This is a genomic window from Burkholderia sp. ZZQ-2 (genome assembly GCF_050768715.1).
Taxonomy (GTDB): domain Bacteria; phylum Pseudomonadota; class Gammaproteobacteria; order Burkholderiales; family Burkholderiaceae; genus Burkholderia; species Burkholderia cepacia.
In genome coordinates, this window is the sequence record NZ_LDVA01000339.1 from 1 (window position 1) to 7,012 (window position 7,012).

Below are 7,012 nucleotides of genomic sequence, written 5' to 3' on the forward strand. Positions count from 1 at the left end.
GGCGCCGTACCAGGTCTTCACGCCCTTGTGGCCCGCGCATGCGCCCTTCTTCGACGCGCCCGAGTAGAACGAGCCGTCCTTGCACAGACCGGTCGTGCCGGCCGGCGCGCTGGCCGGCACCTGCGCGAACGCACCGATCGACAACCCCATGCCGGCGACCAGCGCGGCGATCAACATCGTTTTTTTCATGGTCCTCTCCTGATTTGCCTGACTGAAGAATGCGTTCCGGGTCGCCCCGGAAAATTCGCGCTTACCGCACCCAGCGGCACACGCGATGGTGGTGATGATCGACGTGGCACACACGATGCGAATGCGCTTCGGCAAGCGCCGGAACAAGAACCGCACATGCCGCTGCGGTAGCCGTCAGGATCTTCGCGATGCGCTTCATGAAACTCTCCCGGGTAGGTCAACCGGCGATCCGGCTGGTACCTCCTTAACGCCGGTCGTCGGCAGGCCGTGCACCGCCGCCCCGCGCAATTGACGATCTTTGACATCGCGGCGCGGCCTGCGCGTCGAAGCTGACGAATGTCTTTCTTTTCTTTCCGGATCTTCAGCTTTCCAACCGTTCGGAATTCGAAAGAACGTTGCCGGGGAAGGGAAAACGTGCCGCAGGCGTGATCGGTACGCATGGAGGCTTCCAGGGAGCGCGCAACAAAAAACCGCCCGAAGGCGGTCTGATGCAGGCGTGCACGTGACGCGCGCCCAGGGGCAACCGGGCAGCTACGCGCCCGCCTCCCCCCACGGCGTCGGCGGCGGCACGGCGCACGGCCCGTCGACGTCGATCGACTTGAAATCGGCGGGCCCGACGATCTCCAGGTATTCCATGTCAGGCGAGTAGTCGAACAGGTAGTGGACGATCCCCGGCGCCTGATGCACGCAGTCGCCGGCCGCCACCAGCGTCTCCCGTTCGCCGTACATGAAGCGCGCCCAGCCCTTCAGCATGATCACGATATGGAACTCGGCCTCGTGACGGTGCCAGCCGGTGCCCGCCTCCGGTGCATGATTCGCCCTGACGAGTTGCGCGACGACCTTGCCGTTCGTCGCGGTCGCGATGCCGAGATCGCGATACAGGAAGAAGTCGCGCAGGCCTTCGCCGCGATACGCGGTGTCCTGCGGCTTCACATGGGAAAAAGCGGTGGTGGTCTGCTCGCTCATCGCGGTGCTCCTTCATCAAAAGGATTCCGCGTGACAAGCATTTAGCGTTCCACCCTGCACCACCGCCCGCCGGCTTACTTCAACCGCCCCGACAGGAACTGCCCGAGCCGTTCGCTCTTCGGATTCACCAGAATCTCCTGCGGATTCCCTTCCTCCTCGATCTTTCCCTGATGCAGGAAGATCACGTGATTCGACACGTTGCGCGCGAAGCCCATCTCGTGCGTGACAACGACCATCGTGCGGCCTTCCTCGGCGAGCTTCTGCATCACCTTCAGCACTTCGCCCACCAGCTCCGGATCGAGCGCCGACGTCGGCTCGTCGAACAGCATCACCTCCGGCTCCATCGCGAGCGCGCGCGCGATCGCGACGCGCTGCTGCTGGCCGCCCGACAGGTGCGACGGATACATGCCCTCGACGCGCGGCGCGAGCCCGACCTTCTCCAGGTACTTGCGTGCGCGGGCGATCGCTTCGTCCTTGCCGATCCCGAGCACGGCCATCGGCGCTTCGATCACGTTCTCGAGCACCGTCATGTGCGCCCACAGGTTGAAGTGCTGGAACACCATCGACAGCTTGGTGCGCATCCGCTGCAGCTGCTTCTGGTCGGCCACGCGCAGCGAGCCGTTGCGGTCGCGCGTGGTCTGGATCGGCTCGCTGCCGATCGTGATCTGCCCCGAGCACGGCTGCTCGAGGAAGTTGATGCAGCGCAGGAACGTGCTCTTGCCGGAGCCGCTCGAGCCGATGATGCTGATCACGTCGCCGGCCTTCGCCTTCATCGACACGCCCTTCAACACCTCGTTGTCGCCGAACTTCTTGTGCAGGTTGTCAACGGTAAGCTTGTACATGCTGGGTCCTTCCTTGCGAATCTTGCGAATGCGTTAATGGCCGTTAATGGCCGCGCGGCGAGAGGTACGCGAGCCAGCGCGTCTCGAGCTTTCGGAACGCCCAGATGAGCGTGAACACGACGACGGCGTACAGCACGGCCGCGATGCCGTAGGCCTGGAACGACATGTACGTCGCCGAATTGACGTCGCGCGTGACCTTCAGGATGTCGGGCACGGTCGCGGTGAACGCGAGCGTCGTCGCGTGCAGCATCAGGATCACTTCGTTGCTGTAGCTCGGCAGCGAACGGCGCAGCGCGGACGGCAGGATGATCCGCGTATAGAGCTTGAAGCGCGACATCCCGTAGGCCATGCCGGCCTCGATCTCGCCGGCCGACGTCGCCTTGATCGCGCCCGCGAAGATCTCCGTCGCATACGCGCATTCGTTCAGCACGAACGCGAGCAGCGTGCAGTTCATCGCGTTGCGGAAGAACGTGTCAAGCAGCACGTGGTTGTGCACGACCTGCAGGCTGTAGATGCCCGTGTAGCACATCAGCAGTTGCACGTAGAGCGGCGTGCCGCGAAACACGTACGTATAGAGCCACACCGGGCCCGAGATCCAGCGGTTCGACGACGCGCGCGCGATCGCGAGCGGCACGGCGAGCGCGAAGCCCAGCGCGATCGACACGACCAGCAACCACAGCGTGATCGCGAGGCCGCTGAAGCGGTAGCCGTCGGTGTAGAGATAGCTTTGCCAGTACTGGCTGACGAGTTCGATCACAGTGCGAGCCTCCGGACGCCGACGGAATAACGCTTCTCGAGGTGATGCAGCACGACGTTGGACACCGTCGTGATCGCGAGGTAGATCGCGCCTGCCGCAAGCGTGAAGAAGAAGAAATCGAGCGTGCTCTTGCCCGCGTCCTGCGACGCCTTGACGACGTCGGCGAGGCCGATGATCGACACGAGCGCGGTGGCCTTCACGAGCACCTGCCAGTTGTTGCCGATGCCGGGCAGCGCGAAGCGCATCATCTGCGGGAACAGGATGCGGCGGAACACGCGCCAGCCGCTCATCCCGTATGCGAAGCCCGCTTCGAGCTGGCCGCGCGGCACCGACAGGAACGCACCGCGAAACGTCTCGGTGAAGTACGCGCCGTAGATGAAGCCGAGCGTGATGACGCCCGCCACGAACGGGTCGATGTCGATCTGGTCCCAGCCGAGCATGTCGGTGAAGTTGTTCAGCAGGATCTGGATCCCGTAGAACAGCAGCAGCATCAGCACGAGATCCGGCACCGCGCGGATCAGCGTCGTGTAGAAGGTGCCGATCGACTTGAGCACGCGGTTCGTCGACAGCTTCGCGCTCGCACCGATGAGGCCCAGAACGAGCGACGCGGCCAGCGACAGCACCGCGAGCTTCACGGTCTCGACCGTGCCGGCCCACAGAAGCGGGCCAAATCCTTGGAAGATCATAGAAGGGATCCAGAACGAAGTGGCTGGATTGTCAATAGCCATTAACCGCGCATCAAACGATATCTGCGCACTACCTGATGCGACCCGCTCATCAAGCCGGACGCATCCCGCGAAGCGGATTGCACCCGGCAACGGATGCGGCGCGCGCCGCAGGCGATGCGCGCCGCACGGACGGTCAGCCGCCGTAGACGTCGAATGCGAAGTACTTCTTCTCGAGCTTCTTGTACGTGCCGTCCTTGATGATGTCGGCGATCGCGTGGTCGATCTTCGCCTTCAGGTCGGCGTCGTCCTTGCGCAACCCGATGCCGGCGCCGTTGCCGAGCGTCTTCGGATCGTCGATGTCCTTGCCGGCGAAGTCGAAGCTCGCGCCGCGCGGCGTCTTCAGGAAACCGATGTCGGCCTGCACCGCGTCCTGCAGCGCCGCGTCGAGGCGGCCCGACATCAGGTCCTGGTACACGCCGTCCTGGTTCTGGTAAGGCACGACCCGCACGCCCTTCGGCGCCCAGTACGTCTTCGCGTAGGTTTCCTGGATGGTGCCCTGCTCGACGCCGACCGACTTGCCCTTCAGCGATTCGGCCGTCGGCTGCAGGTTCGCGCCCTTCTTCGCGACGAGGCGCGTCGGCGTGTTGAACAGCTTGTCGGAGAACGCGATCTGCTCGGCACGCGCCGGCGTCATCGACATCGACGACAGCACGCCGTCGAACTTGCGGGCCTTCAGTGCCGGGATCATCCCGTCGAAGTCGTTTTCGATCCACACGCACTTCGCCTTCAGGCGGGCGCAGATCTCGTTGCCGAGATCGACGTCGAAGCCGACGACCTTGCCGCTTGTGTCCTTCGATTCGAACGGCGGATAGCTGGCGTCGACGCCGAACCGGATCGTCGACCAATCCTTGGCGTGGGCACCGACCGCGATGCAGGCGAGGGCAATACTGAGCGCGAGTTTCTTCATGACGTTCCTGTCGTGGACGAACTGGGCAAGGGTCCCGTCGGACAGCCCGCACCGGCGCGGCCGGCACGGCGCCCCGCCGTGAACCCTTCCAACCCGGGCATCGCCTCGTCCGGCGACCGCCCAAGTTGTACATACAACTTTGCCCGCGCAGGCGCATCACCAGCAATCCGTGTTTATCTCTAATTGTCGGCGGATTATGGCCGTGGGTTGTAAATTCCCTTCAATTTCAATTAATTACGAATTACAGCGAGCTAAACGACAGCTTTCTCCGCATGCAGGCTGGTGGCCGGGAGCGGGTTTTCACCTGTCTAGACCTGCCGACGCCGCATCACGCTGCCCGTCCGTCATGCCGACCGTTTCCAGACCGACCAGCCGGTAGCCGAACTGCAGTTCCGTCAACAGGTGCCGCGGGCGCGCCGGCACCGGTTCGAGCTTCTGCCGCAGGTTCGTCATGTACACGCGCACGTAGTGCGCGCGTTCCGCGTCGTGGATCCCCCACACCTCGGCCAGCAATTGCCGCGCGGCGACCACGCCGCCGCGCGCGCGAATCAGCGCGGCGAGCAGCCGGAATTCGAGGCGCGTCAGATGAACCGGTTCGCCGCCGCGGGCGACTTCGTGCTTGCCGAGATCGACGGTCACGTCGCCGAAGCGCACGATCGACGACGATTGCCCGTCGGCCGACACGAACGCCGCGCGCCGCAACTGCGCGCGCGCCCGCGCGAGCAGTTCGGGCACGCCGAACGGCTTCGGCAGGTAATCGTCCGCGCCCGCGTCGAGCGCCGCGACCTTCTCCACCTCCTGCTGCCGCGCCGACAGCACGATCACCGGCACCGTCGACCATTCGCGCAGTTCGCGGATGAACGTCTTGCCGTCGTCGTCCGGCAGCCCGAGATCGACGATCACGAGATCGGGCTTGCTGCTCGACGCGTACATCCGCGCCTCGCGGGCCGTCGACGCCTCGCAGGTGTCGAGCCCCTCCTGTTCCAGTGCCATCCGCACGAAACGGCGGATGTCCGATTCGTCCTCGACGATAAGTACGCGCGATCTGATCATGTCCGGCTCTCGTGTTCGATGTCGGGCGGCGCACCCAGTGGCAGGCGAATCTCGAACCGCGCGCCGTGCGGATCGAGCGGCACCGCGCGGATCGAGCCGCCGTGCGCGTTGACGATGCTGCGGCACAGCGCGAGCCCGAGCCCCACGCCGCTGATCGACGATTCCTTGCGCTCGCGCTCGAACGGCTCGAACAGCGGCTCGGTGTTGCGCGCGACGAAGCCGGGCCCGTCGTCCTCGACGAACACGTACAGCGTTTCGCCGAAAACGCGCGCGCGCACCGCCACGGCCGCATCCGCGCCCGCGTACTTCGCCGCGTTGTCGAGCAGGTTCATCAGCACGCGCTCGATCAGCAGCGCGTCGACGTCGATCAGCGGCAGGTCGGCCGGCAGGTCGGCGCTCACGTCGCGGCCGGCCAGCACGCCGGCCGAATGCGCGAGCGCGCTGCCGACGATCTCGTCGAGCATGTGCCACTCGCGATTCAGCCGCACGCCCTCGCTCTGCATCCGCGCGAGATCGAGCAGGTTCACGACGAGCCCGTGCAGCGCCTCGGCCTGGTTGCGGATGCCGTGCGCGAGCGCGGCCGGCTGCCCGTCGGCCAGCCGCTCGGGCCGCTCCAGCGTCTCGGCGAGCCCGCGGATCGCGGTCAGCGGCGTCTTCAGGTCGTGCGACACGGCGGCGAGCAGCGCGTTGCGCAGCCGCTCGCCTTCGATCCGGACGAGCGTGTGCTGCGCGACGCCGACGTAGTGCACGCGTTCGAGCGCCATCGCGATCGACGAACACAGCGCGTCGATCAGGCGGCGATCGTCGGGGTCCGTGGGTACCGGCTGCGCGTCGCCGAACAGCACGAGCACGCCGCGCACGCGCATCGGCGCCTTCAGCGGCAGGTATTGCGCGGCCGCGCGCTCGAACGGCGGCAGCCCGCACCCGGCGCCGCGCGCATGCTCGTAGGCCCAGCGCGCGATCGGCGCTTCGACGAACGCGGCGTGCGGCGCCGGCATCAGACGGTCGTCCACGTCGGGCAGCACGAGCGCGACGCGCACGCCGAGCAGCGGCGCGATCGTGCCGGTGCAGATCGATGCGATCTGTTCGGTTTCGATCGCCGCCGACAGATCATGCGCGACACGCGCGAGCGCGGCCGAGCGCTTCTCGTTCGCGCGCGCGGCCCGCGCCTCCGCGCGCAGGCGTGCCGCGAGCTGGCCGATCGCGAGCGCGACGGCGAGCATCAGTGCGAACGTGAACACATACTGCGTATCGGACACCGCGAACGACAGCCTCGGCTCGACGAAGAAGAAGTCGAAGCAGCCGACGCAGACGAACGCGGCCCACGCGCCGGCCAGCCGGCCGAGCCGCAGCGCGATCAGCACGACGGTCATCAGGAACAGCATCACGACGTTCGACAGGTCGAACACGCGCAGCAGCGCGCTCGCCGCCAGCGTCGCCAGCGCGCACACGAGCGTGGCGAGCAGCAGCGGCACCGCGTACTGCGACACCCACACGTGCGTGCGCGGGTGCGCCTCGCGCACGGCCAGCGCCGGCCGCGTATCCGGCCCCGCGCCCGCGATGCGGTCGG

Annotated in this window: 8 protein-coding genes and 1 pseudogene; all 9 read right to left on the reverse strand. The window is 66.3% G+C overall.

The features are described from left to right. Positions 1–189 (reverse strand): annotated as a pseudogene (locus ABY44_RS32295) (DUF3761 domain-containing protein); the annotation flags it as partial. Positions 190–250: 61 nt separating this feature from the next. Next, on the reverse strand, positions 251–388 hold the full coding sequence (locus tag ABY44_RS32300) for an HHHH-motif protein (protein WP_185625755.1): 138 nt from the start codon (positions 386–388) through the stop codon (positions 251–253). A gap of 332 nt (positions 389–720) precedes the next feature. Further along, a complete protein-coding gene (locus tag ABY44_RS32305) occupies positions 721–1,155 on the reverse strand; it encodes a cupin domain-containing protein (protein ID WP_027790955.1) in 435 nt (144 codons plus the stop codon). Positions 1,156–1,229: 74 nt separating this feature from the next. Further along, positions 1,230–1,997, reverse strand: coding sequence for an ABC transporter ATP-binding protein (locus tag ABY44_RS32310; protein WP_042973307.1), 768 nt, complete (start codon positions 1,995–1,997; stop codon positions 1,230–1,232). A gap of 43 nt (positions 1,998–2,040) precedes the next feature. Then, positions 2,041–2,754, reverse strand: coding sequence for an ABC transporter permease (locus tag ABY44_RS32315; protein WP_011355969.1), 714 nt, complete (start codon positions 2,752–2,754; stop codon positions 2,041–2,043). Beyond that, on the reverse strand, positions 2,751–3,440 hold the full coding sequence (locus tag ABY44_RS32320; RefSeq protein ID WP_027790953.1) for an ABC transporter permease: 690 nt from the start codon (positions 3,438–3,440) through the stop codon (positions 2,751–2,753). Before ABY44_RS32320 ends, ABY44_RS32315 begins: the two co-directional genes overlap by 4 nt. A 175-nt stretch (positions 3,441–3,615) precedes the next feature. Next, positions 3,616–4,389 (reverse strand): ABC transporter substrate-binding protein, encoded by a 774-nt coding sequence (locus tag ABY44_RS32325; protein WP_060173077.1) that lies wholly within the window; start codon positions 4,387–4,389, stop codon positions 3,616–3,618. 300 nt (positions 4,390–4,689) lie between these two features. Next, positions 4,690–5,442 carry a response regulator gene (locus ABY44_RS32330; protein ID WP_027790951.1) on the reverse strand — a complete coding sequence of 251 codons (753 nt, stop codon included), beginning with the start codon at positions 5,440–5,442 and terminating at the stop codon, positions 4,690–4,692. Then, on the reverse strand, positions 5,439–7,012 hold a 1,574-nt coding region (locus ABY44_RS32335), incomplete at its 5' end, for a DUF4118 domain-containing protein (protein ID WP_431643264.1). The genes ABY44_RS32330 and ABY44_RS32335, both read right to left, overlap by 4 nt.

Excerpts from the sequence above, each read along its gene's own strand:
- ABY44_RS32300 (WP_185625755.1), bottom strand. The coding sequence starts at position 388 with ATGAAGCGCATCGCGAAGATCCTGACGGCTACCGCAGCGGCATGTGCG.
- ABY44_RS32305 (WP_027790955.1), bottom strand. The coding sequence starts at position 1,155 with ATGAGCGAGCAGACCACCACCGCTTTTTCCCATGTGAAGCCGCAGGAC.
- ABY44_RS32310 (WP_042973307.1), bottom strand. The coding sequence starts at position 1,997 with ATGTACAAGCTTACCGTTGACAACCTGCACAAGAAGTTCGGCGACAAC.
- ABY44_RS32320 (WP_027790953.1), bottom strand. The coding sequence starts at position 3,440 with ATGATCTTCCAAGGATTTGGCCCGCTTCTGTGGGCCGGCACGGTCGAG.
- ABY44_RS32325 (WP_060173077.1), bottom strand. The coding sequence starts at position 4,389 with ATGAAGAAACTCGCGCTCAGTATTGCCCTCGCCTGCATCGCGGTCGGT.
- ABY44_RS32330 (WP_027790951.1), bottom strand. The coding sequence starts at position 5,442 with ATGATCAGATCGCGCGTACTTATCGTCGAGGACGAATCGGACATCCGC.